The organism is Pseudomonas sp. GOM7 (assembly GCF_026723825.1).
GTDB lineage: Bacteria > Pseudomonadota > Gammaproteobacteria > Pseudomonadales > Pseudomonadaceae > Aquipseudomonas.
Genome location: NZ_CP113519.1, coordinates 1,992,348 through 2,018,425 on the forward strand (window position 1 = coordinate 1,992,348; position 26,078 = coordinate 2,018,425).

Annotated in this window: 25 protein-coding genes; 19 read left to right on the forward strand and 6 right to left on the reverse strand. The window is 64.1% G+C overall.

What is annotated here, in order from left to right; translation table 11 throughout:
* From OU800_RS09020 to pdxJ, 10 genes are all read left to right on the forward strand, one after another.
* Positions 1 to 945, forward strand: a complete 945-nt coding sequence (locus OU800_RS09020; protein WP_268183039.1) for a MucB/RseB C-terminal domain-containing protein — start codon at positions 1 to 3, stop codon at positions 943 to 945.
* On the forward strand, positions 942 to 1,388 hold the full coding sequence (locus tag OU800_RS09025; RefSeq protein WP_268183042.1) for a SoxR reducing system RseC family protein: 447 nt from the start codon (positions 942 to 944) through the stop codon (positions 1,386 to 1,388). The genes OU800_RS09020 and OU800_RS09025 overlap by 4 nt, the downstream gene beginning before the upstream one ends.
* Before the next feature lie 74 nt (positions 1,389 to 1,462).
* Complete coding sequence (locus OU800_RS09030; protein WP_442964768.1) at positions 1,463 to 2,845, forward strand: DegQ family serine endoprotease; 1,383 nt, start codon at positions 1,463 to 1,465, stop codon at positions 2,843 to 2,845.
* Positions 2,846 to 3,037: 192 nt separating this feature from the next.
* Positions 3,038 to 4,837 carry a translation elongation factor 4 gene (gene lepA / locus OU800_RS09035; RefSeq protein ID WP_268183046.1) on the forward strand — a complete coding sequence of 600 codons (1,800 nt, stop codon included), beginning with the start codon at positions 3,038 to 3,040 and terminating at the stop codon, positions 4,835 to 4,837.
* A 6-nt stretch (positions 4,838 to 4,843) separates the two neighbouring features.
* Positions 4,844 to 5,698 carry a signal peptidase I gene (lepB, locus tag OU800_RS09040; RefSeq protein ID WP_268183048.1) on the forward strand — a complete coding sequence of 285 codons (855 nt, stop codon included), beginning with the start codon at positions 4,844 to 4,846 and terminating at the stop codon, positions 5,696 to 5,698.
* 91 nt (positions 5,699 to 5,789) lie between these two features.
* On the forward strand, positions 5,790 to 6,167 hold the full coding sequence (locus OU800_RS09045; RefSeq protein ID WP_268183050.1) for a DUF4845 domain-containing protein: 378 nt from the start codon (positions 5,790 to 5,792) through the stop codon (positions 6,165 to 6,167).
* Positions 6,164 to 6,853 carry a ribonuclease III gene (gene rnc / locus OU800_RS09050; protein ID WP_268183052.1) on the forward strand — a complete coding sequence of 230 codons (690 nt, stop codon included), beginning with the start codon at positions 6,164 to 6,166 and terminating at the stop codon, positions 6,851 to 6,853. Before OU800_RS09045 ends, rnc begins: the two co-directional genes overlap by 4 nt.
* A complete protein-coding gene (era, locus tag OU800_RS09055; RefSeq protein ID WP_268183054.1) occupies positions 6,840 to 7,745 on the forward strand; it encodes a GTPase Era in 906 nt (301 codons plus the stop codon). The genes rnc and era overlap by 14 nt, the downstream gene beginning before the upstream one ends.
* Before the next feature lie 54 nt (positions 7,746 to 7,799).
* A complete protein-coding gene (recO, locus tag OU800_RS09060) occupies positions 7,800 to 8,489 on the forward strand; it encodes a DNA repair protein RecO (protein WP_268183056.1) in 690 nt (229 codons plus the stop codon).
* Positions 8,482 to 9,228: a pyridoxine 5'-phosphate synthase gene (gene pdxJ / locus OU800_RS09065; RefSeq protein WP_268183057.1), complete on the forward strand. Its 747-nt coding sequence runs from the start codon at positions 8,482 to 8,484 to the stop codon at positions 9,226 to 9,228. The genes recO and pdxJ overlap by 8 nt, the downstream gene beginning before the upstream one ends.
* 122 nt (positions 9,229 to 9,350) lie before the next feature.
* Here pdxJ and OU800_RS09070 read toward each other — a convergent pair whose 3' ends face one another.
* Positions 9,351 to 10,235, reverse strand: coding sequence for a LysR substrate-binding domain-containing protein (locus OU800_RS09070; RefSeq protein ID WP_268183060.1), 885 nt, complete (start codon positions 10,233 to 10,235; stop codon positions 9,351 to 9,353).
* Between the two features lie 114 nt (positions 10,236 to 10,349).
* Between OU800_RS09070 and OU800_RS09075 the strand changes: the two genes are divergently transcribed.
* The gene (locus OU800_RS09075; RefSeq protein ID WP_268183061.1) at positions 10,350 to 10,616 is read left to right on the forward strand and encodes a hypothetical protein; all 267 of its coding nucleotides are present in this window, start codon (positions 10,350 to 10,352) and stop codon (positions 10,614 to 10,616) included.
* A gap of 160 nt (positions 10,617 to 10,776) precedes the next feature.
* Here the strand turns inward: OU800_RS09075 and cmoB are convergent, their stop codons facing one another.
* The 4 genes from cmoB to rapA all read right to left on the reverse strand — a co-directional run bounded on the left by cmoB (position 10,777) and on the right by rapA (position 16,308).
* Positions 10,777 to 11,745 carry a tRNA 5-methoxyuridine(34)/uridine 5-oxyacetic acid(34) synthase CmoB gene (gene cmoB, locus OU800_RS09080; RefSeq protein ID WP_268183062.1) on the reverse strand — a complete coding sequence of 323 codons (969 nt, stop codon included), beginning with the start codon at positions 11,743 to 11,745 and terminating at the stop codon, positions 10,777 to 10,779.
* On the reverse strand, positions 11,742 to 12,485 hold the full coding sequence (gene cmoA, locus OU800_RS09085; RefSeq protein WP_268183064.1) for a carboxy-S-adenosyl-L-methionine synthase CmoA: 744 nt from the start codon (positions 12,483 to 12,485) through the stop codon (positions 11,742 to 11,744). Before cmoA ends, cmoB begins: the two co-directional genes overlap by 4 nt.
* Positions 12,486 to 12,692: 207 nt before the next feature.
* Positions 12,693 to 13,331: a lysoplasmalogenase gene (locus OU800_RS09090; RefSeq protein WP_268183067.1), complete on the reverse strand. Its 639-nt coding sequence runs from the start codon at positions 13,329 to 13,331 to the stop codon at positions 12,693 to 12,695.
* Positions 13,332 to 13,464: 133 nt separating this feature from the next.
* Positions 13,465 to 16,308 (reverse strand): RNA polymerase-associated protein RapA, encoded by a 2,844-nt coding sequence (gene rapA, locus OU800_RS09095; RefSeq protein ID WP_268183069.1) that lies wholly within the window; start codon positions 16,306 to 16,308, stop codon positions 13,465 to 13,467.
* Between the two features lie 162 nt (positions 16,309 to 16,470).
* Here rapA and OU800_RS09100 point away from each other — a divergent pair, with 162 nt between their 5' ends.
* The 8 genes from OU800_RS09100 (at position 16,471) to argC (ending at position 23,131) form a co-directional block, all read left to right on the forward strand.
* A complete protein-coding gene (locus OU800_RS09100) occupies positions 16,471 to 16,764 on the forward strand; it encodes an aspartate-semialdehyde dehydrogenase (RefSeq protein ID WP_268183072.1) in 294 nt (97 codons plus the stop codon).
* A 38-nt stretch (positions 16,765 to 16,802) separates the two neighbouring features.
* Positions 16,803 to 17,402, forward strand: a complete 600-nt coding sequence (locus tag OU800_RS09105; RefSeq protein ID WP_268183074.1) for an alpha-ketoglutarate-dependent dioxygenase AlkB family protein — start codon at positions 16,803 to 16,805, stop codon at positions 17,400 to 17,402.
* Positions 17,399 to 17,560: a hypothetical protein gene (locus OU800_RS09110; RefSeq protein WP_268183076.1), complete on the forward strand. Its 162-nt coding sequence runs from the start codon at positions 17,399 to 17,401 to the stop codon at positions 17,558 to 17,560. Before OU800_RS09105 ends, OU800_RS09110 begins: the two co-directional genes overlap by 4 nt.
* Before the next feature lie 199 nt (positions 17,561 to 17,759).
* On the forward strand, positions 17,760 to 17,876 hold the full coding sequence (gene ccoM, locus OU800_RS24125; protein WP_017361612.1) for a cytochrome c oxidase subunit CcoM: 117 nt from the start codon (positions 17,760 to 17,762) through the stop codon (positions 17,874 to 17,876).
* 1,132 nt (positions 17,877 to 19,008) lie between these two features.
* Positions 19,009 to 20,997 (forward strand): FUSC family protein, encoded by a 1,989-nt coding sequence (locus OU800_RS09115; protein WP_268183078.1) that lies wholly within the window; start codon positions 19,009 to 19,011, stop codon positions 20,995 to 20,997.
* Entirely contained in the window at positions 20,984 to 21,187 is a 204-nt protein-coding gene (locus tag OU800_RS09120) for a DUF1656 domain-containing protein (RefSeq protein WP_268183081.1), read from the forward strand. The genes OU800_RS09115 and OU800_RS09120 overlap by 14 nt, the downstream gene beginning before the upstream one ends.
* 14 nt (positions 21,188 to 21,201) lie before the next feature.
* Complete coding sequence (locus tag OU800_RS09125; RefSeq protein WP_268183083.1) at positions 21,202 to 22,059, forward strand: efflux RND transporter periplasmic adaptor subunit; 858 nt, start codon at positions 21,202 to 21,204, stop codon at positions 22,057 to 22,059.
* A gap of 118 nt (positions 22,060 to 22,177) precedes the next feature.
* Complete coding sequence (argC, locus tag OU800_RS09130; RefSeq protein WP_268183086.1) at positions 22,178 to 23,131, forward strand: N-acetyl-gamma-glutamyl-phosphate reductase; 954 nt, start codon at positions 22,178 to 22,180, stop codon at positions 23,129 to 23,131.
* A 978-nt stretch (positions 23,132 to 24,109) separates the two neighbouring features.
* Here the strand turns inward: argC and OU800_RS09135 are convergent.
* Positions 24,110 to 26,038 (reverse strand): transglycosylase SLT domain-containing protein, encoded by a 1,929-nt coding sequence (locus tag OU800_RS09135; protein ID WP_268183089.1) that lies wholly within the window; start codon positions 26,036 to 26,038, stop codon positions 24,110 to 24,112.
* Between the last annotated feature and the right edge of the window lie 40 nt (positions 26,039 to 26,078).

Genomic DNA, 26,078 nt, shown 5'->3' on the forward strand with positions numbered 1-26,078 from the left:
ATGCGCGCGATCCCTCTTTACCTGCTCAGTGGCCTGTTGGCTCTGCCGGTGCAGGCTTCCGAGGTACAAGACTGGCTCAAGCGCCTCACCGAGGTGGAGCAGCAAAGCTTTCAAGGCACTTTCGTCTATGAACGCAATGGTAGCTTCTCCACCCATCGGGTCTGGCATCGGGCAGAGCCTGGGGGCTCGGTTCGCGAGCATCTGGTGCAGCTCGATGGGCCGGTGCAGGAAGTTTACAAGGTCGATGGTCAGATCCAGTGCATGAGTGGTGGCCTGGCTGATCAGGTCAGTGATGGCCAGGCCTGGCCGGCGCGTGATCTGCAGGCGACGTCACTCGGTGAGTGGTATGACATGCGCGTGGTAGGTGACTCGCGCGTGGCCGGGCGCAAGGCCGTGGTCTTGCTGTTGACGCCAAAGGATCAGTACCGCTATGGCTTCGAGCTGCATCTGGATCGTGAAACGGGCCTGCCACTGAAGTCCTTGCTGCTCAGCGAGAAGGGGCAGTTGCTCGAACGTTTCCAGTTCACCGAACTGAGTACCGCCGCGCCCAGCGATGCCGCGCTGGCAGCCAGCGCCGACTGTCAGGCCGTGCGCCTCAAGACGGCAGATGCAATGGCCAGTGATGTTTGGCGTGCGGACTGGTTGCCGCCAGGTTTTGCCCTTACCTCGGCGCAGTTGCGCCACAGCGAGTTCTCCGATGCGCCAGTCGCTTACCTGATGTATGGCGATGGTCTGGCGCGCTTTTCCGTTTTCCTCGAGCCTCTGCAGGGCGCGGCTGCCGACGACGTTCGTAGCCAGCTCGGGCCAACCGTTGCCGTGTCGCGGCGCATGACCACCAACGAGGGTGATGTCATGGTCACCGTGGTTGGAGAGATTCCGTTGGGCACTGCCGAGCGCATTGCCCTGTCGATGCGTACTGGAGCGGGCGAACAGGCTGCGCGATGATCGAAGAGCAGGGGCGTGTGGTAGCGGTCGAGCCGGGCGTGGTCTGGGTTGAAACGCTGCGCAAGAGCACCTGCTCGGCTTGTTCGGCCAACGTAGCTTGCGGTCAGGGCTTGATGGAGCGCCTGGGCGTCGGTCGTCAGCGCGGTTACGTGCGCGCATTGTCTTCCCTCAATCTGGCCGTAGGCGACGCGGTAGTCATCGGCGTGCGCGAAGAGCTGCTGGTGCGCAGTTCACTGTTGGTCTATCTGTTGCCCCTGCTGGGGCTTTTGGCTGCTGCCGTGGCGGCCGAGCACCTTGGCTTCACCGAGCCCTGGGTGATCTTCTCTGGCCTTTGCGGCCTTTTCCTTTCCTGGCTGCTGGTGCGCTGGCGTGCGTGCCGCGTGGCCGATGATCCGCTTTTGCAACCTGTTGTACTACGCGCGTCGCTGGCCGCAGGTCCGTGATTCCTCGCGCGTATTTTCTTCTGCAGCTGGAGTCGTAGCCAATGAGAAATATCAAGTCCGTTGTGCCGTTGCTAATGGCCGCCTTGCTCTGGGGGCAGAGCCTGGTGGCGAATGCCGATCTGCCTGACTTCACGCCCCTGGTGGAGGAGGCCTCGCCGGCGGTGGTGAACATCAGTACGCGACAGAAGGTGCCCGAGCGCGCCATGGCAGGGCAGCCTGGCCTGCCCGATCTGGAAGGCCTGCCGCCGATGTTCCGTGAGTTCTTCGAGCGCAGCATTCCGCAGGCGCCACGCCGCCCGGAACGTCAGCGCGAAGCGCAGTCGCTGGGCTCGGGCTTCATCATCTCGCCCGATGGCTACATCATGACCAACAACCATGTGGTCGCCGATGCCGACGAGATCATCGTGCGTCTGTCCGACCGCAGCGAACTGGAAGCCAAGCTGGTGGGGGCCGATCCGCGCAGCGACGTGGCCCTGCTCAAGGTCGACGGCAAGAACCTGCCGACCGTACGCCTGGGCAAGTCGGAGGATCTCAAGGTCGGCGAGTGGGTGCTGGCCATCGGTTCGCCGTTCGGCTTCGATCACTCGGTGACTGCCGGTATCGTCAGTGCCAAGGGGCGCAGTCTGCCGAGCGACAGCTACGTGCCATTCATCCAGACCGACGTGGCGATCAACCCGGGTAACTCCGGTGGCCCGCTGTTCAATCTCGAGGGGGAAGTGGTCGGTATCAACTCGCAGATCTTCACTCGTTCCGGCGGTTTCATGGGTCTGTCCTTCGCCATTCCCATCGATGTGGCCATGCAGGTTGCCGATCAGCTCAAGGCTGGCGGCAAGGTGACCCGTGGCTGGCTGGGTGTGGTGATTCAGGAAGTGAACAAGGATCTGGCCGAATCCTTCGGCCTGGACAAGCCGGCCGGTGCCCTGGTCGCGCAGGTGATGGAAGGCGGCCCGGCTGACAAGGGTGGCCTGCAGGTAGGTGACGTGATTCTGGCGCTCAATGGTGAGCCGATCATCATGTCGGCCGATCTGCCGCATCTGGTAGGCGGTCTCAAGCCGGGCGAGAAGGCCGTGCTCGACGTGGTGCGTGACGGTTCGCGCAAGAAGCTCGACGTCACCATCGGCACGCTGCCGGAAGAGGGGCAGGAGCTGACTGCCAGTGGTGAGGCGGTCGAGCGCAGCAACAACCGCCTGGGCGTCACCGTGGTCGAACTCACGGCCGAGCAGAAGAAGGGGCTGGATCTCAAGGGTGGCGTAGTGGTCAAGGAAGTGCTCGACGGCCCGGCCGCAATGATCGGTCTGCGTCCGGGGGATGTGATCACCCACCTAAACAATCAGGCCATCGACTCCACCAGCACCTTCAACAAGGTGGCTCAGGATCTGCCGAAGAACCGTTCGGTATCGATGCGCGTGTTGCGCCAGGGCCGTGCCAGCTTCATCACCTTCAAGCTGGCCGAGTAAGCCTGCACGCTGTTGTCGTTTCGCGCGTGGCTTGCGTCGAAACGGCAACAGCCCCCAGCAAGGGCGCTTTCGAGCGCCCTTTGCATGTCTGCCGGGCGGTGCGCCAAGCGTGACGCAGGCGTGAGGGATCGGGTACAATCCGCGGCTATTTTCGGCAAGCGTATTGCCTGTGCCCTCTTCGAGTGTTGATCTGTGAGTGACCTGAGTCATATCCGTAACTTTTCCATCATTGCCCACATCGACCACGGCAAGTCGACCCTGGCGGATCGTTTCATCCAGATCTGCGGCGGCCTGTCCGAGCGGGAAATGGAGGCCCAGGTGCTGGACTCCATGGATCTGGAGCGCGAGCGTGGCATCACCATCAAGGCGCACAGCGTCACCCTGCATTACAAGGCGCAGGACGGTAAGACCTACCAGCTGAATTTCATCGACACCCCCGGCCACGTCGACTTCACCTATGAAGTCAGTCGTTCCCTGGCGGCCTGCGAAGGCGCGCTGCTGGTGGTAGACGCCGGCCAGGGCGTCGAGGCGCAATCGGTCGCCAACTGCTATACCGCCATCGAGCAGGGCCTGGAGGTCATGCCGGTGCTGAACAAGATGGACCTGCCCCAGGCCGAGCCGGAGCGGGTCAAGGACGAGATCGAGCACATCATCGGCATCGACGCCACCGACGCCGTGCCCTGCAGCGCCAAGAGCGGCATGGGCGTGGAGGACGTGCTCGAGCAGCTAGTCAAGGTCATCCCGCCGCCCACCGGCGAGATCGAGGCACCGCTGCAGGCCCTGATCATCGACTCCTGGTTCGACAACTACCTGGGGGTGGTGTCGCTGGTGCGCGTGCGCCATGGCCGCATCAAGAAGGGCGACAAGGTGCTGGTCAAGTCCACCGGCAAGGTGCATCAGGTCGACAGCGTCGGCGTGTTCACCCCCAAGCACACCGCCACCGAAGACCTCAAGGCCGGTGAAGTGGGCTTCATCATCGCCGGCATCAAGGACATTCACGGCGCGCCGGTGGGCGACACCCTGACCCTGTCCAGCACCCCGGACGTGGACATGCTGCCCGGCTTCAAGCGGGTCAAGCCGCAGGTCTATGCCGGCCTGTTCCCGGTCAGCTCCGATGACTTCGAGGATTTCCGCGAGGCCCTGCAGAAGCTGACCCTCAACGACGCCGCGCTGCAGTACGAGCCGGAAAGTTCCGACGCCCTGGGCTTCGGCTTCCGCATCGGCTTCCTCGGCATGCTGCACATGGAGATCATCCAGGAGCGCCTGGAGCGCGAGTACGACCTGGATCTGATCACCACCGCGCCGACCGTGGTCTTCGAGGTGGAGCTCAAGAGCGGCGAGGTGGTCTATGTCGACAACCCGTCCAAGCTGCCGGATCTGGCCTCGATCGCCGACATGCGCGAGCCGATCGTGCGCGCCAATATCCTGGTGCCGCAGGAGCATCTGGGCAACGTCATCACCCTGTGCATCGAGAAGCGCGGTGTGCAGCGCGACATGCAGTTCACCGGCAATCAGGTACAGGTTTCCTACGATCTGCCGATGAATGAGGTGGTTCTGGACTTCTTCGATCGGCTGAAGTCGGTAAGCCGTGGTTATGCGTCGCTCGATTACAGCTTCGACCGTTTCGAGTCGGCTAATCTGATCAAGCTCGATGTGTTGATCAACGGCGAGAAGGTGGATGCCCTGGCACTGATCGTGCATCGCGACAAGGCGCACTACAAAGGCCGCGCCCTGACCGAGAAGATGAAGGAACTGATTCCCCGGCAGATGTTCGATGTCGCCATCCAGGCGGCCATCGGCGGCCAGATCGTGGCCCGTACCACGGTCAAGGCGCTGCGCAAGAACGTATTGGCCAAGTGCTACGGTGGTGACGTCAGCCGTAAGCGCAAGCTGCTGGAGAAGCAGAAGGCCGGTAAGAAACGTATGAAACAGGTGGGCAGTGTGGAGATTCCGCAGGAAGCCTTCCTTGCCGTACTGAAAGTGGATAGCTAAGGCTCTATGTCGATCAATTTCCCGCTTCTGTTGGTTATCGCCGTCGCCGTTTGCGGCTTTCTCGCGCTGATCGATCTGATCCTGCTGGCGCCTCGGCGCCGCTCGGCGATTGCAGCCTATCAGGGGCGTGTCGACGAGCCCGATGAGCGGGTGCTCGAACGCCTGAGCAAGGAGCCAGTGCTGGTCGAGTACGGCAAGTCCTTCTTCCCGGTGCTGGCCATCGTCCTGGTGCTGCGCTCGTTTCTGGTCGAACCGTTCCAGATTCCGTCCGGGTCGATGAAGCCGACCCTGGAAGTGGGCGATTTCATCCTGGTCAACAAGTTTGCCTACGGCATCCGCCTGCCGGTGCTCGATACCAAGGTGATCGAGGTCGGTGATCCGCAGCGTGGCGATGTCATGGTGTTCCGCTACCCCAGCGACCCGAGCATCAACTATATCAAGCGCGTGGTGGGCTTGCCGGGTGATCGCATCGAGTACACCCAGGGCAAGCGCCTGCTGATCAACGGTGAGCCGGTGGCGGAGAAATTGATCGGCGAGGAGCCGGGTAGCCTCGGCAGTGCGACCCTGTATCAGGAGCGCCTGGGTCAAGTGGAGCACGTCATCCGCAAGGAAATGACCCGCATGCGCCGCGAGCCAGGTGGCCAGTGGGTGGTGCCGGAGGGACACTATTTCATGATGGGCGACAACCGCGACAACTCCAACGACAGCCGTTTCTGGCGTGATCGCCATATTCCCAAGGAGCTGTGGGGCATGGTTCCGGACGACCATATCGTCGGCAAGGCCTTCGCCATCTGGATGAGCTGGCCGGAACCCAAGACCAGCCATCTGCCCAACTTCTCCCGCGTCGGCCTGATTCATTGAGCACGGGTGCGCTGTGGTGTGCAGCGCGCCAGGCTATAACTAGTGCTGCCGTAAAGGCTTTCCCATACAACGGAATCATCTGGGGACACATATGACTTTCGCGCGTTCGCAGCAGGGGCTTTCCATTCTCGGCTGGCTGGTGACTCTGGCCGTCGTTGCATTCTTCGCCAGCACCGCGTTCAAGGTGCTGCCGCATTACCTGGACTACATGTCCATGGAAAAGATCATCACCTCGGTGGAAACCGACAAGGCGGCTGACGTGCGTACCGTGGGGGATTTCTACAATCACCTGAGCAAGGGCATGCAGGTCAACAACATCCGCGACCTGAACCTGCGCGACGCCGTGAAGGTGACTCTGGAGAACAACGAGTTCCGGGTGCACCTGAAGTACGAGAAGCGTGAGCCGCTGATCGAGAACCTCGATCTGGTGGTCAATTTCGATAAAGAATTTCGTGTACGAATGCCGTGAGTCCTGATCTTTCCCGTCTCGAGCGCAAGCTCGGTTACAGCTTCAAGAACCAGGATCTTATGCTCCTGGCCCTGACCCATCGCAGCTTCGCCGGCCGCAACAACGAGCGGCTGGAATTTCTCGGTGATGCCATCCTCAACTTCGTCGCTGGCGAGGCGCTGTTCGAGCGCTTCGCCCAGGCCCGCGAAGGTCAGCTTTCGCGGCTGCGGGCGCGCTTGGTCAAGGGTGAGACCCTGGCCGTGCTGGCCCGTGGCTTCGAGCTGGGCGACTACCTACGGTTGGGTTCCGGCGAGCTGAAAAGCGGCGGCTTCCGCCGTGAGTCGATCCTCGCCGATGCCCTCGAGGCACTGATCGGCGCCATCTACCTGGACGCCGGTATGGACGCGGCGCGCGAGCGCGTGCTGGCCTGGCTGAGCAGCGAGCTCGATGGCCTGACCCTGGTGGACACCAACAAGGATCCCAAGACGCGCCTGCAGGAGTTCCTGCAGTCGCGCGCCTGCGAGCTGCCTCGTTACGAGGTGGTGGATATTCAGGGCGAGCCGCACTGCCGCACCTTCATGGTCGAGTGTCAGGTATCGCTGCTCAATGAAAAGACCCTGGGCCAGGGCGGCAGCCGGCGTATCGCCGAGCAGGTCGCTGCGGCCGCGGCGCTGATCGCTCTCGGGGTGGAGAATGGCAATGACTGATGCACCTGTGACCCGCTGCGGCTACGTCGCCATCGTCGGCCGGCCCAACGTGGGCAAGTCGACGCTGCTCAACCACATCCTCGGGCAAAAGCTGGCGATCACCTCGCGCAAGCCGCAGACCACCCGTCACAACATGCTCGGGATCAAGACCGAGGGGGATGTTCAAGCCGTCTACGTCGACACCCCCGGTTTGCACAAGAACAACGACAAGGCGCTCAACCGCTACATGAACCGCAGCGCGTCCACCGCGTTGAAGGACGTCGACGTGGTGGTGTTCGTGGTCGACCGCATGCGCTGGACCGACGAGGATCAACTGGTGCTGGAGAAGGTGCAGCACGTCAAATGCCCGATCCTCCTGGCAGTGAACAAGGCTGATCGCCTGGAAGACAAGAGCGAGCTGCTGCCGCACCTGAACTGGCTGGCCGAGCAACTGCCGCAGGCCGAGATCGTGCCGATCTCCGCGCTGCAGGGGCAGAACCTCGACACCCTGGAGAAGCTGGTGGGCGAGCGCCTGCCGGAGTCCGAGCATTTCTATCCGGAAGACCAGATCACCGACCGCTCCAGCCGCTTCCTGGCGGCCGAGCTGATCCGCGAGAAGATCATGCGCCAGCTCGGTGCCGAGCTGCCGTACCAGATCACCGTGGAGATCGAGGAGTTCAAGCAGGACGGCCCGATCCTGCATATCCACGGGCTGATTCTGGTGGAGCGCGACGGGCAGAAGAAAATCATCATCGGCGACAAGGGCGAGCGCATCAAACGTATCGGCCAGGAAGCACGCAAGGACATGGAGACCCTGTTCGACTCCAAGGTGATGCTCAACCTCTGGGTCAAGGTCAAGGGCGGCTGGTCCGACGACGAACGCGCCCTACGTTCGCTGGGTTACCTGGATTGAGCCGCAAGCTGCAGGCCACAAGCTGCAAGCCCGCTCTTGCTTGAGGCTTGCAACGTGCAGCTTGCCGCTTATGTCTTGCATAGCCGCCCCTACAAGGAAAGCAGCGCCCTGGTGGACTTCTTCACCGCTCAGGGGCGGGTACGGGCGGTACTGCGTGCCGCGCGCGGCAAGGTGGGCAGCATCGCCCGGCCATTCGCGCCGCTGGAACTGGAGCTGCGCGGGCGTGGCGAGCTGAAGACCGTTGGCCGTCTGGAAAGCACCGGCATCCCGTTGCTGCTGAGCGGCGAGGCGCTGTTTTCCGGCCTCTACCTCAATGAGCTGCTGATCCGCCTGCTGCCGGCCGAAGATCCGCACCCTGTGATGCTCGAACATTACGCCCTGACCCTGCAGGCGCTGGCCGCCGGGCGGCCGCTGGAGCCCTTGCTGCGTGCGTTTGAATGGCGCTTGCTGGATGACTTGGGCTATGGTTTCGCCCTGGATCGCGACCAGCACGATCAGCCCATCGATCCCGCCGGCCTGTATCGCTGGCAGCAGGATCTCGGCCTGGTGCCGGTGTTGCAATTGCAGCCTGGAGTATTCCAAGGGCGCGAGCTGCTGGCCATGGCCGAGGCCGACTGGCAGACGCCAGGCGCCCTGGCCGCCGCCAAGCGCCTGATGCGCCAGGCGCTGGCCCCCCATCTTGGTGGCAGACCGCTGGTCAGCCGCGAACTTTTCATGACGCTCAAGGAGCCCAAGCGTGACTGAGGCCAATCGTATTCTGCTAGGTGTCAACATCGATCACGTTGCCACCTTGCGCCAGGCGCGTGGCACGCGCTACCCCGATCCGGTCAAGGCTGCGCTGGACGCCGAAGAGGCGGGGGCCGACGGCATCACCGTGCACCTGCGCGAAGACCGCCGGCACATTCAGGATCGCGACGTGCGGGTGCTGGCCGACGTGTTGCAGACGCGAATGAACTTCGAGATGGGCGTCACCGATTTCATGCTCGGTTTCGCCGAGCAGATTCGCCCGGCACATGTCTGCCTGGTGCCGGAAACCCGCCAGGAGCTGACCACCGAAGGCGGCCTGGACGTGGCCGGGCAGGAGGCGCGCATCGCCGCCGCCGTGGAGCGCCTGTCGCTGGCGGGGTGCGAGGTGTCGCTGTTCATCGACGCCGAGGAACGGCAGATCGAGGCGGCCATGCGCGTCGGCGCGCCGGCCATCGAGCTGCACACCGGGCGCTACGCCGATGCCCACACGGCAGAGGAGGCGGCCCAGGAGCTGGCGCGCATCCGCGATGGCGTCATCTGCGGCTTGAACCATGGCCTGATCGTCAACGCCGGCCATGGCCTGCACTATCACAATGTCGAGGCTGTGGCGGCGATCATGGGCATCAATGAGCTGAACATCGGCCACGCGCTGGTCTCCCATGCCCTGTTCGTCGGCTTCAAGCAGGCGGTGGCGGAGATGAAAGCGCTGATCGTCGCGGCGGCCAATCGCGGCTGAACGCAGGAAGGGGAGGGGCGTTATGCCGTCGCTCGGTGCCCTGTCGGGCGGCCTCTCGTAGGGTGCGCCGTGCGCACCGGGCAGATTCCGCGGTATTTACCGGCGCGCACAGGGCACCCTACTCAGCCTTGCGCGAACGCCTGAACCATCTGTCTGGCGAGTGCCTCGATAGCCTCGTTGAGCTGGTGACCGCGAATCAGCTTGATATGGTACTCACCCAGCGGTGGCAAACCCTGTTCCGTACCGAGTCGGCGTAGCGGCGGTTTGACCAGGTTGCGCGGGAAGGGGGCGATGGCCAGGTCGGCGGTCATCGCTGCCTCCTGGCCGGCGCACTGCTCGCAGGAATAGGCAATTCGGTAGCTCAGACCCTGGCGATCCAGCGCGTCGAGCGCCATTCGCCGCCAGGGACAACCCGGGTTGGCCAGCGCCAACGGCAAAGGCGAGCGCTGCAGTGCCAGGCCGCCGTCACGCCCCGCCCAGACCAGTTCCTCGGAATAGATGACTTCGCCGCGCGAGTCGTCCAGGCCATCGCAGCCGGCGTTGATCAGGGTCAGATCCAGCTCGCCGGCATCCAGCTTCGCCACCAGATCCACGCTGCGCCCGACGTTGACCTCCACCTCTACCGCGGGGTGGCTGTGGGCGAACAGGGTCAATACGCCGGGCAGCACGCGGTCGCCGATATCGTTCGGCGTGCCGAAGCGCACGCGGCCGCTCAAGGTCGGCGTCAGAAAGCGCGCGACGGCCTCCTCGTTGAGCTTGAGCAGGCGCCTGGCGTAGCCCAGCAGCAGTTCGCCCTCGGCAGTCAGTTGCACGCGCCTGGCTTCGCGGGTGAACAGACGCTGGCCGAGGGTTTCCTCCAGACGCTTGATCTGCAGGCTGACGGCTGCCGTGCTGCGAAACACCTGGGCGGCGGTGCGGGTGAAGCTGCCGCTGTCGGCGATGGCGACAAAGGTGCGCAGTACATCGCTTTCCAGCAGCGGCAGGGGCGTGGGTGCTATAGCATTCATGAAGTTAAATTTTTCTTAATCATTGGTTTTAAATTTGTCGTTTGTTTAAACGATAGGCGCGTTTCATCCTCATCGCAAGCCCGGCACGAGCCGGCAGCGACAGGAGGAAAGGTGATGAAAGGTTCTAATCGTTGCGACAAGCCCCGTCCGCCCATGCCCGAGTTCTACATGCCCGCCATGTGGCCGCTGGATCTGCAGAATGCCATCGTCGACTGGGTTGGCGCCTGGTTCTGGCGTCGGCGTATGCGCCGTCTGTTGGCGCAGGACATTGAGGGGCGGATTCGCCTGGGCAGTGCCCGTGGCGTGGTAGAGCAGGGCGCTGGCGAGCCGCTGCGGTTGATCGCCCAGCGGCGGGCACGGTGGTTACGCGGCAAATATTGAGGCCGAGTGCGTAGGGCGTAGCGGGTAGCGATCCGTTTGCGAAGCAGTACGCCGTTGGAGTGTTGGGCGTTGGTTGTGGTGCCGAACCCGGCATGGCCCGGCAGATTGTTCGCTGGCGCTACGAGCGGCCGGCGTCCCGGTTCGCCCTACGAGCTTCGCCCTACGGCTTGCGTGCGATCAGTACGGCGCGGGTCGGCGCCGGCAGGCCTTCGACGGTGCGGCTGTGGTCGGCTGGGTCGAGGAATTCGGGCAGCGACTGGAAGCGCATCCACTCGGTGGCGCGCTGTTCTTCCACCGAGGTGGTGCTGACGTCGACGCAGCGCACGTCCTCGAAGCCGGCGCGGCGCAGCCAGCGCTCCAGCGCCGGCACCGAGGGCAGGAACCAGACGTTGCGCATCTGCGCGTAGCGATCCTCGGGCACCAGTACCTGTTCGGCATCGCCTTCCACTACCAGGGTTTCCAGCACCAGTTTGCCGCCTTTGACCAGGGCGTCCTTGAGGTCGAGCAGGTGGTCGATGGGCGAGCGGCGGTGGTACAGCACGCCCATGGAGAACACCGTGTCGAAGCCCTGCAGCTTGGCTGGCAGTTCCTCGAAGGCCAACGGCAGGTGCCAGACCGGTTGATCCGCCAGGTAGCGCTTCATCGCCAGGAACTGGCAGAGGAACAGCCAGTTGGGGTCGATACCGACCACGCTGTCGGCGCCTGCACCGAGCATGCGCCACATGTAGTAGCCGTTGCCGCAGCCGACATCGAGGATGCGCTTACCGGCCAGCTCCAGATGCGGGGCGACGCGCTGCCATTTCCAGTCCGAGCGCCATTCGGTGTCGACATGCACGCCGAACAGCTCGAACGGCCCCTTGCGCCAGGGAATCAAGCCCTGCAGGGCGGTCTTCAACTGGACACGTGTGGTCTCGTCGCAGGCACCGCCAAAGGCAAAGCGCTGGGCCAGTTCCACTTCGCTCACCGGCAGTGGCGGCAGCGCCTGCACTGCGCCGTACCAGCGCGCCAGGTCGCCGTGGCCGATGGCCAGTTTGGCGTCGAGCTGGCCGGGCAGATCGGCTGCCCACTCCTGCAGCGGAGTGCCAGCCAGTTGCGCCTGCAGGGCGTCGAGATCCAGGTCGCGCATCATGGCAGGGCCACCAGCGAGGCGAAGTTCAGGCACTGGAACCAGGGCAGCACCTTGCTGAAACCGGCAGCCAATAGCCGTTCGCGATGCTGCTCGAGGCTGTCGGGCAGCATCACCTTCTCGATGGCGCTGCGCTTCTGGGCGATTTCCAGTTCGCTGTAGCCGTTGGCGCGCTTGAAGGCCAGGTGCAGCTCGGTGAGCAGCTCGTGCTCGGCGGCGTCCTCGAAGCGCAGTTTTTCCGAGAGGATCAGCGCGCCGCCCGGTAACAGGGCTTGGCGGATACGCGTGAGCAGTTCCAGACGGCGCTCTGGCGGGATGAATTGCAGGGTGAAGTTCAGTGTCACCAGCGAGGCGGGCTGCAACTCGAGGGCGAGAATGTCGGCCTCGATCACCTGCACCGGCAGCAGCTCCTGGAACATGGCGTCCTGCGCGTGCAGGTACTCGCGGCAGCGTTTGACCATGGCCGGCGAGTTGTCCACTGCGATCACCTGACAGCCATCGGCGCGCACATGGCGGCGCAGGGCCTGGGTCACCGCACCGAGCGAGGCGCCGAGGTCATACAGCCGGGTGTGTGGCTGGGCGAACTGGCCGGCGAGCACGCCGATGTTCTCGACTATGGTGGGGTAGCCGGGCACCGAGCGCTTGATCATGTCGGGGAAGACCCGCACCACATCCTCGTTGAAGACGAAATCGGGCACTTCGGCCAGGGGCTGGGCGAACAGGCGGTCGGGTTCTTGGCTCACGGCAATGACAACGGGTAGCGGAAAAGGCCGGCATTTTAGCAAAAAGACGGCCGCAAGCCCCAGGCTACAAGCTGCAAGTGCAGGGCAATCCTTTTACCTTCACCGCGGATGGCACGCTTCTGTAGGCGCGGATTTATCCGCGATATTCGCTATGAATTCGCTCCCACAGGTTTATGCGATTGCAAGTGGAAACCTTCGCCGCCTGTCTCAGGCGTTCTGACGCTCGAAGGCCGAGGCCGTGATGCCCCACTGGCCGAGCCAGTAGGTGAGGATGATGGCGTAGGGGGCGGCGTCGAAGCTGACGACGAAGCGGTCGATGCCGATGAGGCTGTCGGACAGCACGAACAGCGCCGCGCCGCCCGCAGCGAGCCAGGTGGAGCGCGGTTGCAGGTCAGGGTGGCCGAGGCGGGCCAGGGCGCGCCAGAGCATCAGGCAGATCGCCGTGGCATAGCAGGCCACCGGAATCAGCAGTTCGCCCAGGCCGCTGCTGGCCAGCACGGTGAACATCGCGCCACCGGCAACCAGTGCCAGCAGCAGGGCAGGCAGAGCCGGACGACGACTGTCGGAGCAGTAGGCGCGCAGGTAGGCCAGATGAGCGAGGAGAAAGGCACCGAGGCCGAACACGAACAGATCGCCAGGCCAGTCCAGCAGGATGTCGCCCACCAGGGAAAACAGCAGGCCAATGCTGATCCAGCGCCGGTAGGTGCTAGCTGGCGCCTGGCGTAGCCAGAGCAGCAGGACGATTACCGGAATGCCCTTGGACAGCAGGCTCAGTTGTGCATCGCCGCTGATTCGGCCGTAGAGAAAGACCGCAGCACCCGCCAGACCGAGCAGCAACCAACGCATGACAAGACCCCTTCGTTATTAGAATGGCGCAACTATGGCCAGTGGCCGTGCGGTTGCCAATGCGAGGGGCGCCAAAGCGAGTGGCGTATCGTGCCGCCGCGCGGTGGGTGAGCTGCACCCACCGCGTTCAGCGTCAGCCGGCGACCAGTACGCGAATCGCTTCCAGGCGCAAGGCGGCCTTGTCGAACATGGCCAGGCCTTGTTCGCGCTGCTCGCGTAATGCGGCGATCTCGCTGTCACGCACGCTGGGATTGACCGCTTGCAGGGCGACCATACGCGCCAGTTCTTCATCCAGCTCAGCGCTCAGGCGGCGCTTGGCTTCAGTGACACGCTCGACGTGGCGCGGCATGATCTTCGCCTCGGCGGCAGCGATCTGCTTGCTCAGCACGTCGCGCTGCGCCTGGATGAACTTGTTGGCGCTGGCGCGCGGCACGCTTTCCAACTGGTCGTTGAGCGTCTCGAAGCCGACTTTTGCCGCCAGGTCGTTGCCGTTGGCATCGAGCAGGCAGCGCAGCGCGGCTGGCGGCAGGAAGCGACCCAGTTGCAGCTTGCGTGGCGCTACCACTTCGCTGACGTAGAGCAGCTCCAGCAGCACGGTGCCGGGCTTGAGCGCCTTGTTCTTGATCAGCGCCACGGCGGTGTTGCCCATCGAGCCGGACAGCACCAGATCCATGCCGCCCTGCACCATAGGGTGTTCCCAGGTGATGAACTGCATGTCCTCGCGGGCCAGGGCCTGTTCGCGGTCGTAGGTGATGGTCACCGCCTCGTCGTCGCCCAGCGGGAAGCTGGCGTCCAGCATCTTCTCGCTGGGGCGCAGGATCAGGGCGTTGTCGGAGTGGTCTTCGCTGTCGATGCCGAAGGCGTTGAACAGCTCTTCCATATAGATCGGCAGGGTGTACTGGTCGTCCTGTTCGAGGATGGCCTCCACCAGTGCCTCGCCTTCACCGGCGCCGCCGGAGTTCAGCTCCAGCAGGCGGTCACGACCGTTATGCAGTTCGCCTTCCAGGCGCACACGCTCGGCGCGGGCTTCGTCGATCAGGGCCTGCCATTGGTCGCCGCCGGCGCCTTCGAGCAGTGGCAGCAGGCGCGGGCCGAACTGGTGCTGCAGGGCGTTGCCGGTGGGGCAGGTGGCGAGGAAGGCGTTCAGGGCCTGGTGATACCACTGGAACAGGCGCTCTTGCGGGCTGGTTTCCAGGTACGGCACGTGCAACTGGATCTTGTGCTTCTGGCCGATGCGGTCGAGGCGGCCGATGCGTTGTTCGAGCAGATCCGGGTGGGCCGGCAGGTCGAACAGCACCAGATGGTGAGCGAACTGGAAGTTGCGGCCCTCGGAGCCGATCTCCGAGCAGATCAGCACCTGCGCGCCGAATTCTTCGTCGGCGAAGTAGGCGGCGGCGCGGTCGCGTTCGAGAATGCTCATGCCTTCGTGGAACACCGTGGCCGGAATGCCGGAGCGCACGCGCAGGGCGTCTTCCAGATCCAGGGCGGTCTCGGCATGGGCGCAGATCACCAGCACCTTGAACTTCTTGAGCATCTTCAGGGTGTCAATCAGCCACTCGACACGCGGGTCGAAGCGCCACCAGCGCTGCTCTTCGTCCACCTCTTCCTGCGCCTGGTAGCTGACTTCCGGATACAGCTCGGCGTGCTCGCCGATGGGTAGCTCCAGGTATTCCACCGGGCAGGGCAGCGGGTAGGGGTGCAGTTCGCGCTCGGGGAAGCCCTGCACCGCCGCACGGGTGTTGCGGAACAGCAGGCGGCCGGTGCCATGGCGGTCGAGCAGCTCGCGCACCAGGCGCGCGCGGGCGTCTTCATCACCGGCGTCGATGGCGTCCAGTAGTTCGCGGCCCTCATCGCCGAGGAAGCCGCCGATGGCATCGCGTGCCTGGGCGCTGAGGCTGCCATGGTCGAGCAGCTCCTGCACTGCTTCGGCCACCGGGCGGTACTGGCTGCTTTCGGCGCGGAAGGCCTCGACATCGTGGAAGCGGTTGGGGTCGAGCAGGCGCAGGCGGGCGAAGTGGCTGTCCTGGCCGAGCTGTTCGGGCGTGGCGGTGAGCAGCAGCACGCCGGGGATGACCTCGGCCAGTTGCTCGACCAGCGCGTATTCGGCGCTGGCTTGTTCCGGGTGCCAGACCAGGTGGTGGGCTTCGTCCACTACCAAGAGATCCCAGCCGGCGGCGAACAGGGCGTCCTGGGCTTTCTCGTCGTCCTTCAGCCACTCCAGGGCGACCAGCGCCAGTTGGCAATCCTCGAAGGGGTTGCTGGCGTCGCTTTCCATGAAACGCTCGGCGTCGAACAGCGCCACGTCGAGGTTGAAGCGTCGGCGCATTTCCACCAGCCATTGGTGCTGCAGGTTTTCCGGCACCAGGATCAGTACCCGGCTGGCACGCCCGGAAAGCAGTTGGCGGTGGATCACCAGGCCGGCTTCGATGGTCTTGCCCAGGCCCACTTCGTCGGCCAGCAGTACGCGCGGGGCGATACGGTCGGCCACGCTGCGGGCGATGTGCAACTGGTGCGCGATGGGTTGCGCGCGCGCTCCGCCCAGGCCCCAGAGCGAGGATTGCAGCAGGCGGCTGTTGTGCTCCAGGCTGTGATAACGCAGGGCGAACCAGGCCAGCGGGTCGATCTGTCCGGCGAACAGGCGGTCGCTGGCCAGGCGGAACTGGATGAAGTTCGATAGTTGGGTTTCCGGCATGCTGACCGGCTTATGCTGGGCATCGAGGCCGTGGTAGACCAGCAGACCGTCGACATCCTCCACCTCCTGCACGGCGAGCTTCCAGCCCTCGAAGTGGGTGATCTCGTCGCCGGGGGCGAAGCGCACGCGGGTCAGCGGCGCGTTGCGGGTAGCGTACTGACGCGTTTCGCCGGTGGCCGGGTAGAGCACGGTGAGCAGACGGCCGTCCTCGGTGAGGATGGTTCCAAGCCCCAATTCCGCCTCGCTGTCACTGATCCAGCGTTGCCCCGGTTGATACTGCGCCATGCCTGTCTCCCGCGTGAAAAAGCCGGCTATGGTAACGGATGCCGCGCCAAGGCCAAAGCGGCTATGGCACTATCGGTGGGCTGATCGGTCGAATTTTCCGTGAGCGCCGGTTAAAGTCGCGCCCGGCGGGGCCGACAGCCTGATCAGAGGAGGTGCTGCAACGTGCTACCGCCTATTCCCCATGCCCTGGTGCCGGTCACTGCCACGCAGGACGTGGTCAAGCCCAGGCCCGAGATTCCGCCAGTGACGCCAGCCGAGCCGGGTGCGCAGGAGAACGCCCTGACCCTGGACAAACGCCACCCGCAGGAAACCGAGGAGTTGCTGCGCGAAGAGCAGCGGCGCAGGCAGCGGCGCGGCTACAGCGCCGAGCAACTGGCCGAGGCGGAGCCGGAGGAGGTCGAGCAGGCGCTTGGCGATCTGCCCAGGCAAGGGCTGTGGGTGGACGTGGAGGTCTGAGCGATTTCCATTGCGTGCTTTCTGAACAGGTTTTCGACGTGTTGTTCGACGATATCCTTCCGCCGCTGGCCGATGCCGAGCTGGATTATCTGCCCGGCTGGGTCGATGCCGCGTTGGCCGATTCCTGGCTCGACACTCTGGTCGAACAGACGCCCTGGCAGCAGCCGGAGCTGTTCATCCATGGCCGCTATCACCGCGTGCCACGGCTGACGGCCTGGTACGGCGAGCCCGAGGCGCGCTATCGCTATTCGGGCATTATCCATCAACCCTTGCCCTGGACGCCCTTGCTGGCCGAGATTCGCCAGCGTGTCGAGCGTGAAGTGGGGCAACGACTCAACGCCGTGCTGCTCAACTACTATCGCGATGGCCAGGACTCCATGGGCTGGCACAGCGATGCCGAGGCCGAACTGGGCCGCAACCCGGTGATCGTTTCGCTGAACCTGGGCGGCAGCCGGCGCTTCGACCTGCGCCGGGTGGGCAGCACACGTATCGAACATTCGCTGACCTTGACTCACGGCTCGCTACTGGTCATGCGCGGGCCGACCCAGCATCATTGGCAGCATCAAGTGGCAAAGACGCGCCAAGCCTGTGCGCCACGCCTGAATCTGACCTTTCGCCTGATCCGGTTTCCGCTATGAGCCATGACGACAAGCTGATCGACTTCGCCGCTGAGCGCGACAAGCGCATTCACGACCTCAACGACAAGCGCCTCAACGAAATGCGCCAGGTATTCGAGCAGGTATTGCCGCTGGGCAAGGGCAAGAAAAAGCCCAAGGGCAAGCCCAAGAAGCGTTGAAAGTCCACACGTGTTCCCTTCCTGACGCGGCATCCGCCGCGTTCGCCTTCGCCCCCCCCCCTCATTTCTTGACCTGGATCAGTATCGTACGCGCCTTGCGAGCAGGGGCCGGGTGAGCATTGATCCAGATCAATTTCCGTGGCGCCAGCGCTGTTAACGTGAAGCCATCCCAGACAGACAGGCACAACAGGAGGCAGCCATGTTCGTCGATACAGTGGTTCTCGCCGGAGTCGGCACCGTTCTTCTGATGGTCGCGTTCTTCGGGGGCGTTGGTTATTTCATCTGGAAGGATGCGCACAAGCGCAAGCAGAGCTGATCCTTCCAGTTCACTGGGCACGCAAGGCAATTTGGGCGACTTCGGTCGCCCTTTTTTTTGGCTTTTTTGCCGGCGGATGGGGGATTCGGGCTTGAAATCGGACTGGCAAGTTTGTGTGTTGGCTTACTGGTGTTCTGAACGCCGCTGCGGCGTGTGCAGAAACTCCCTGTTTCGCCCCCTCGGGCGACTCACTTTTCTTTGAAATCGGATTGCCGCCCAGCGCAAAGAAAAGTAAGCAAAAGAAACGCACCCCCGCCATCCGGAACTAGGCGTCCCCGTCATGCTTCGCTCGACTTCCCTCACTCCGGCACTGCTCCGGGGGCGGCGTAATGGGCCATCCCTGGCCCATTACGCGGGGCCGCCATCGGTATCTCGCGGCATCCATGCCGCTCGCCCCCTGCGCAATGCCTACGTTCGGCCTCCTGAAGGGGGCATTCGCACGCCTGAACGAGTGGGCATTCCATAGGTTGCTCGGCGTGCTCTAGTGATTGTGAAGCCGCGGTTGGGTCGTCGAGTTAAACCAAAACTTTCATTCGCGCAGTTTCATGCGCTTGGATCGCTTGCCGGCTTGCAGCCGGCATTCAGGTCAGCCCTAAGGCTGACCCATGTTCAAGCACTCCGTGCTACTTCTGGGTTACCGCAGGCTCAGGCGCGTGCAGAGCCCGCCCAGGAGGGCGAACGAAATCGTCGTGGAAGAGGTTGAGCGGCATGGATGCCGCGAGAGCCGCGATGGGCCAGGGATGGCCCTTCGCGGCGGGCCTCTGGAACGGCGATGGAGTGAGCGAACCCTCGCGCAGCCAGGGCCGGATGACCGGGCGGAGGGTTTTGGTTACTTTTGCCCTACAAAAGTGACTCGCCCGGGAGGGCGAAACCAGAGACATCAACAAAAACGCGGCAATTCGGAACAGACACAAGAACAACCAACACACAAACTTGCCAGTCCGGTGTCAGCAAGCAGTTCTGGTTCATGTTCCAAATAAAAAACAAACCGATGATCCCAGACGACTGAACGCTGTCTCCACAAGATCAGCACTGGACGAAAATTAGATAGCAGGCTAATAATTGTCGCGTTTGGCCGTTCGCCCGTGCCAATGTCTATGCTGCTTCTGTCCTGACCCCACAGCCCAAGCCCATGCGTGAAGCCCTATCGGCCTTCTTTGCACCCAGCGTGCAGGCCCTACAGTTCGCCATCAAGACCCTGCTGGCCGGCGGCCTGGCCTTGTGGTGCGCGTTCCGTTTTGGTCTGGAGCAGCCGCAGTGGGCCTTGATGACGGCCTTCATCGTTGCCCAGCCGCTGTCCGGTATGGTGGTGCAGAAGGGCCTGGCGCGGCTGCTCGGCACCCTGATCGGGGCGAGCATGTCGGTGTTGATGATGGCTCTGTTCGCCCAGGCGCCCTGGTTGTTCCTGTTGGCCGTGGCGCTGTGGATGGGCCTGTGCACGGCAGCGTCGACCATGCTGCGCAGTGCCTGGAGCTACGCCTTCGTGCTGGCTGGTTACACGGTGGCGATCATCGGTCTGCCGGCCATCAGCCATCCGTTGACGGTATTCGACCAGGCCGTCGCGCGCGGCACCGAAATCGCCCTGGGCATCCTCTGCGCCACGGTGGTCAGTGCCGTGCTCTGGCCGCAGCGTGTGGAGCGGCAACTGGCCCAGCAGGCGCGCAGCCTGTGGCAGGCCGGGGTCGGGGCGGCGAGCCAGGCGCTGGCGGGCGAGGCCATGGCGCGCCAGGGGCTGCTGGATGTACTGGGGCGCATGGTGGCGGTGGATGCCCAGCGCGAACATGCCTGGTTCGAGGGCCAGCGCGGCCGTCAGCGCGCCGCCGCCTTGCGCCTGCTCAGTCGTGACCTGCTCGGCCTGCTGCGCCTGGCACGTGGCGTCGGGCGGCAGTGGCGGCAGCTCGACGGGGCCGAGAGTCTGCTGCTCGCACCCTGGATGCAGCGTGTGCGCGACTGCCTGGCCGAGGCGCCGGGCCAGTGCTGCGCCACGTTGGCGCAGCAGATGCGCGAAGTGGCCGAGGACGAGGGGCTGAGCGCGGCGCAGAGGCGTTGTCTGGAACGCCTCGCGCTGCTCGTGCTGCGCCTGGAAACCGCCGCAGGCTCGCTGCTGGCGGTGGAGCAGGGCGAGGTGCGTGGCAGCCTGCCGCCAGCCCTGTCCTGGCACAGCGACTGGCAGAGCGCGCTGCTCTACGGTAGCCGTAGCGCACTGGCCTTCCTGGCGCTGGCGGTGTTCTGGATGGCCACCGCCTGGCCTGCCGCCAGCGGCGCGATGCTGCTGGCCAGCGTGGTCTGCAGCCTGTTCGCCAGTCGCGAGAATGCGGCGCAGATCGGCTTGCTGTTCCTACGCGGCATCTTCTATGCGCTGCCGGTGGCCTTCTTCGTCGGGCAGATTCTGCTGCCCCAGCTCAATGGCTTCGTCATGCTCTGCCTGGCTCTCGGCGTGCCGCTGTTCTTTGGCGCGCTGGGTATGGCCAAGCCGGCGCTGGGAGCGACGGCAACCTCCTTCTGCCTGCATTTCATCGTGCTTTGCGCTCCACAGAACGACATGAACTACGACCTGGCTTTCTTCTTCAACGAAGCCCAGGCCATGCTTATCGGCGTCGCTTGCGCGGTGCTGGCTTTCAACCTGATCGGCCTGCGCAGCCCGCGCTGGCATGGCCGTCGCCTGTTGCAGGCAACCTTGCGCGATCTGGCGCGTCTGACCCGACAGCCACTGCTCGGTGCCGAAAGCTGGTTCGGTGGGCGCATGGCCGATCGCCTGATGTTGCTGGCGCGCCATTACCCGGCGTTACCCAGCCAGACGCGCAGCCGTTGGGATGATGGCATTGCCGGCCTGGACCTGGGTGACGAACTGCTGCACCTGCGGGCCTGTCTGGCCGCCGGGGATCGCTCCCTGGGGCAAGCCGAGGAGCGCTTTCTCAATGAGTTGCGCCGGCAACTGCTGCAGGGACCGGCGGCGCAGCGCGAAGAGGGGCTCGATATCCCAACTGAGGCGCTGCTGCAGGCTCTGCGGGCGGCGCCGTCGAGCATCGACCGGCGTCTGGCCGAAGCGGCGCTGCTGCAATTGCAGGCCGGTTGGCGGCGCTGGTGTCAATTACAGGAGAAGGTCGATGGGCTTGCGTGAATGGGTCTTGGGTGGTGTGTTGCTCAGCCCGCTGCTGCTGTATGCACTGTTGGCGCTGTTGTTGACCGGCTTGCTGCGCCTGGGGCTGCAGCGTGTCGGGGTGGCCCGTTGGATCTGGCATGAGGCGCTGTTCGACTGCGCCTTGTACGTCTGCGTATTGGCGGCCGTGGTGGCCGTGCTTGGACATTGAGCGAGGAGAAAGGCATGCGTTCCGTCCTGCGTGTCGGCATTACCTTGAGCCTGGTGGTCGTGGCGATTCTCGCCGGTACCTGGCTGTGGCAGTACTACCTGTATTCACCCTGGACGCGCGATGCCCGCATCCGTGCCGATGTGGTCACCATTGCCCCTGATCTGTCCGGCTGGGTGCGTGAGCTGAAGGTGCATGACAACCAGCAGGTGGCGGCTGGGGAACTGTTGATGAGCCTGGATCGTGAACGCTATCAGGCCGCCCTGGAGCAGGCCCGGGCCGTGGCTGAGACGCGGCGTCAACAACTGCGACTGCGTGAGCACGAAGCGGTGCGGCGTGATCGCCTGGGGCCGCAGGCGATCAGCGCCGAGCTGCGTGAAAACGCTCAGATCAACGCCGAGATCGCCCGTGGTCAATATCAGCAGGCACAGGCCGCGGTGAAGCTGGCCGAGCTGGACGTGCAGCGCAGCGAGGTGCGTGCGCCGCGTGCCGGCCAGGTGACCAATCTGCAACTGGCCGAAGGCAACTACGTGCGCGCAGGCGAGCCGGTGCTGGCCCTGGTGGACGAGGCCTCGTTCTACGTGCAGGCCTATTTCGAGGAAACCAAGCTGCCGCGCATCCGCGTTGGGGCACCGGTGGAGGTCTGGCTGATGGGCGGCGATCAGCCCCTACGCGGCACGGTGGACAGCATCAGCCGTGGCATCACCGACCGCAATTCCAGCCCGGACGGCCAATTGCTGGCCAATGTCGAGCCGACCTTCAACTGGGTGCGCCTGGCGCAGCGCATTCCGGTGCGCATCCGTTTCGATGCCTTGCCCGAGGACGTCCAGCTCAGTGCTGGGATGACCGCCAGCGTGCGCGTACGGCAGCAGTGAGGGTCTGATGTCGTCGAAGCGCGTGACGTGAGCGCGCGCATGACCGACACTATGGCCCCGCTGTTTCGTCCACTGTTTCAGGCCGGTTACGGTCCGGCCCCTGTCGAGAGGTCATGTCATGTCGTTCAAAGTTTTCGTCGACGGTCAGGAAGGCACCACCGGCCTGCGTCTGCTGGATTACCTGGCCGGTCGCCCGGACATCGAGCTGCTGCGCATCGACGAGGCCAAGCGCAAGGACAGCGCCGAGCGCGCACGCCTGCTCAATGCCGCCGACGTGGCCTTCCTCTGCCTGCCGGATGCCGCTTCGCGTGAGGCGGTGAGCCTGGTGAACAACCCCGACACCTGCATCATCGACGCCAGCACGGCCTTCCGTACCGACACTGGCTGGACCTATGGCCTGCCGGAGCTGGCTGCTGGCCAGCGCGAGGCGATCCGCGCCAGCAAGCGCATCGCCAACCCCGGTTGCCATGCCACGGCCTTCATCCTGCTGGTGCGTCCGTTGGTGGATGCCGGCTTGCTGCCGAAGGATTACCCGCTCAGTGCCTTCTCCCTGACCGGCTACAGCGGTGGCGGCAAATCCATGATCGCCCAGTACGAAGCCGGCGGCGACGCCCGCCTGAAGAGCCCGCGCCCCTACGCCATGCCCCAGGCGCACAAGCACCTGCCGGAAATGCGCGTGCAGACCGGCATTGCCCAGGCCCCGGTGTTCAGCCCCATCGTCGGCGACTTCCTCAAGGGCCTGGCGGTGACCGTGCCGCTGCATCTGGATCGTCTGGCCCCCGGCACCACGCCGCAACAACTGCACGAGGCGCTGCAGCGCCACTATGCCGGCGAGCGCTTTATCCGCGTGATGCCGCTGGAAGGGGCCGAGAACCTGGATGAAGGCTTCTTCGACGTGCAGGGCTGCAACGACAGCAACCGGGCTGACCTGTTCGTCTTCGGCAATGCCGAGCGGGTGACCCTGGTGGCGCGCCTGGACAACCTCGGCAAGGGTGCTGCTGGCGCGGCCGTACAATGCATGAACGTGATCGTCGGCGCGGCCGAGGATACCGGGCTCAGCAGCGGTCTTTAAAACGGGGCTTGTTCTTCAAGCATTTTGATACTGGGCTGGCAAGTTTTTGTGTTGGCTTGTGTTGGAGTTCTGGACGCCGCCTTGGGTGTGTCCAGATATTCCGGGTTTCGCCCCCTCGGGCGACTCACTTTTCTTTGAACTCGGATTGCCGCCCAGCGCAAAGAAAAGTAAGCAAAAGAAACGCACCCCCGCCATTCGGAACTAGGCGTCCCCGTCATGCTTCGCTCGACTTCCCTCACTCCGGCACCGCTCTGGGGTCGGCTTACAAGGGCCATCCCTGGCCCTTTAAGCGGGGCCGCCATCGGTATCTCGCGGCATCCATGCCGCTCGCCCCTCTACGCAACGATTCCACTCACCCTCCTGAAGGGGACATTCGCGCGCCTGAACGAACCGAAATTCCATGGTGTGCCCGGCGTATTCTGGTAGCTGTGAAGTCGCGATGTGGCCGTCGAATTAAACCAATAGTTTCATTCGCCCGGATAGCTTGCCGGCTTTCAGCCGGCATTCAGGTCAGCCCTAAGGCTGACCCATGTTCAAGCACTCCACGCTAATTCTGGGTTACCTAGGGTTCAGGCGCGTGCAGAGCCCGCCCAGGAGGGCGAACGCAATCGTCGTGGAAGAGGTTGAGCGACATGGATGTCGCGAGAGCCGCGATGGGCCAGGGATGGCCCACCGTGGCGGGCCTCTGGAGCGACGATGGAGTGAGCGAACCCTCGCGTAGCGAGGGCCGGATGACCGGGCGGAGGGTTTTGGTTACTTTTGCCCTACAAAAGTGACTCGCCCGGGAGGGCGAAACCAAAACTTTCAACAAAAACGCGGCAATTCGGAACAAGCACCCGAACAAGCAACAAGCCAACACAAACTTGCCAGTCTGGTCTCAATACCGATTCCCCCAGCCCCTGCGAATAACCATAAAAACGCCGCGATTCCGAGAGGAGTCGCGGCGTTTTTTATGGTGCAGAGATATCCCCGCAACACTCACTGATCATCGAAATACCGCTCATGCCAGGCCACCAACGGCTGCGGGTTGCCCAGTTTCTTGCCGTAGATCACCGAGTAAGACAGCACGTTCTGCACGTACTGGCGGGTTTCGTCGAACGGGATGTTCTCCACCCACACGTCGTAACTCAGGTGATCGGCTCCGCGCAGCCACTGACGCACGCGGCCGGGGCCGGCGTTGTAGGCGGCGGAGGCGAGCACGCGGTTGCCGTTGAACTGGCTGTAGACCTGGCTCAGATAAGCCGCCCCTAGCTGGATGTTGACGTCCGGGTCGAGCGCCTGGCGTGGCGAGGCCAGGGGGATGCTGAACTTGCGCGCGGTTTCCTTGGCGGTGGTCGGCATCAGTTGCATCAGCCCCATGGCGCCGGCATGGGAGCGGGCGTCGGCCATGAAGGCGCTTTCCTGGCGGGTGATGGCGAACACCCAGCTCGAATGCAGGTCGCGCCGCTGCGCCTCACGCACCAGCTCGTCACGGTGCGCCATGGGGAAGCGCACCTCCAGGTCGTCCCAGTATTGCGCCTGGCTGATGGTGCGGATGGCCGGGAAGTACCAGCCCATCTCATAGGCCAGGCGCGCCTGGGCCACCAGTTCGTCACGGCTGAACAGGCGGCTGACGTGATACCACTCGCGGCGACCATCGACGATCTGCCCGCGGGCGTGGAATTCCAGGGCGCGCTTGATGCCGGCGGTGTTACGCACCTTCTGCACCACCTTGGGGTCGAGCGCCAGCGGCTGGTTGTTCAGGCTGTAGGGGGCCTTGACCTGATCGGCGGCCATGAAACCGTAGAAGTCGCGCTCCTTGGCCAGGGCCTGGAACAGCACGGCCGGTTGGTGGCTGTCGGGCTGGGCCAGTTGCAGGCTGCGCGCGGCCCAGTAGCGCCAGCGATTGCTGCTGGCCAGCTCCGCCGGCATGCGTTGGGTCAACTGGTAAGCCTCATCCCAGCGACCACTACGCAGCAACAGGCGCGCACGCCATTCGCTGACGGTGTCATCACGCAACTGCGGATCGTACTTGGCCATCACCGCGAGCCCACGCGGGTCGAAGCGACGTGCCAGGGTCAGGCCGATCTGGCGGGCGATGGCCACCTGTTCGTCCTGGGAGAAGTTCATGCGCCGGGCGTAGCTGTCGAGCAGGCTCAGGGCGTCTTCTGGGTTCTGCCGGGCCAGGCGGCGCAGACCCAGGCCCACGACATCGGCCATGGCCTCGTCGGCCGGGGTGAAACGGTCCGACTGCTTGAGGATCTGCGGTTTCTGCGCCACTTCCAGCAGCAGCTTGCCGCGCGCGCCAAGGGTCGTCAGGCCCTTGACCAGGTAGTTGGCCAGGCCGTAGTTGCCGACCTCCACCGCCAGTTTGGTGCGCTGCCAGCGACGTTGTTCGGTCAACTGGCCATTGGCAGCCCAGCGCTCGAACAACGGGTCGCAGGCGTCGGGCTGCGACTTGCCCACCAGCCAGAGCTTCTCGGCTGTGGCATTGCCCTCGGCATTCAGGCCATGGCTGAGCTGGTACTGGCCGTACAGGCAGTGTAGTTCGGTGAAGTTGAGCTTGGGATCGTAATGGGCGAGGAAGGGCTTCCAGTCGCCGCGCTCGGCCAGCAGACGCAACCAGCGCAGTTTCATCCAGCTAGCCTGGGGCAGGTCGCCATGTTCGGCGAGGAATTTCTCCACCTCGGCGTTGCTCGCCGACTTCAGACGGTTGGTCAGGTCGTCGTAGGCCAGGTAGGGCGTCAAGGGGTAGTCGCGTAGCGCACTGGCGTACTGGCGATAAGGCCCGCTGTCGCCCTTGGCCAGGGCGCGCTTGGCGGCATCGTAGTACTGACGCTGTTGCGCCAGGTTGGCTGCGTCTACAGAGGTGATGCCGAGGGTGCCGAGCATCAGGCAGGAAACGAGTGATAAGAGACGACCGCGCATGACAGTTCCAGGGGGCAAGCAGGTAAATGGACAGCCCGTT